The following is a 1,146-nucleotide window of genomic DNA, read 5'->3' as shown; positions in this document are numbered from 1 at the left end:
CGTCCAGCTCGATGTCGTCGACGACATCCAAGGTCGCGGCATCAAGTACCTGCATGCCGCCGTCATAGGTGATCGCCAGCCGTGGCGACCGGGCGGCCTGCTCGGTGGCCTCAGCAGTCTCGTCGGCGTCAGACTCGTTCGCCTCGTCGTTGTCTGCCTCTTCTTCGACGGTCTCGTCACTCGTCTCGGTCGTCTCGTCGTCATCGCCGCCGCAGGCAGCCAGCAACATTCCAGGCAGGGCCAGGCCGGCGAGAACGGCAGCCCGGTGACGACGGCCAAGCGTCCGACGCTTCACCCCGGGCAGGACATTTGTATGAATCGTCATCGGTGATCTTGAGCGCCGACGGCGCTCTGCTCCCTTCGCTGTGCCGTTACGAACTGCCCACCACCGTAACAGATAATGAGACCGGTTCTCATTCGCCTCTCTCATGCTGCACGGCGCACTGACGGCACAGGCCAAGGACTTCGAGGGTGGGGTCGACTTCGACGAAGCCGTGCTCCTGTGCCAACGACGCGGCCCAGGCGTCGAGTGTTGCGTCGTCTACCTCGACAGCAAGGTGACACAGCCGACAGATCAGGTGGTAATGCCGTCTGTGCTCGCAACGGCGATACTTCGCCTCGTGGCCACGACCGTGAACGACGTTGACCTCACCCGCGTCGACGAGCCTCTGCATGATGCGATAGATCGTGGACAGCCCGACCGAGATCCCCTGCTCGCGCAGCATCGCATGGAGCTCCTGCGCGCTATGGAAGCCGTCAGTCTCATCGAGCAGCCGCAGCACCGCCGCGCTCTGTCGCGTCGACCACACCTTCGACACCATCTCCGTCACAGTTGCCTCTCACGATGACCGACGACCCGACATCGCCCTTAGCCTAAGAAGAAATGATTGTCACTTTCAACAACTGTGGTGATGATGCCTGTTCTCATGTAGCGGCGTATGCTTCCCCGCGTGGCCGCGACGCAAGCGAGGGTAGAGGGGATATGAGTGTGCAGGTGCGCATGGCGGAAGCAGACGACGTGGACGCGATCGTCGCCTTCGGCTCAGCCGTAGTCCCAGCGCACTACACGCCGATCCTCGGCTCCGGCGCGGCGCAGGCACAGTTGACCTGGTGGGCCCCCGAGCGCATGGCGTCCGCCGTCGCGGT

General features: G+C 63.5%; 1 protein-coding gene and 1 pseudogene. Both read right to left on the bottom strand.

Annotation, left to right across the window (positions count from 1 at the left end; genetic code table 11):
- Window positions 1-325, bottom strand: a pseudogene (locus ELR45_RS36640) (hypothetical protein); the annotation flags it as partial.
- 88 nt (window positions 326-413) lie between these two features.
- Window positions 414-809: a Fur family transcriptional regulator gene (locus ELR45_RS03365; RefSeq protein ID WP_240759118.1), complete on the bottom strand. Its 396-nt coding sequence runs from the start codon at window positions 807-809 to the stop codon at window positions 414-416.
- Window positions 810-1,146: the final 337 nt, after the last annotated feature.

It is taken from the genome of Phytoactinopolyspora endophytica (assembly GCF_004138495.1).
Lineage (GTDB): Bacteria > Actinomycetota > Actinomycetes > Jiangellales > Jiangellaceae > Phytoactinopolyspora > Phytoactinopolyspora endophytica.
Note: the sequence above shows the minus strand (reverse complement) of the source record. Positions and strands in the feature narration are given on the sequence as shown.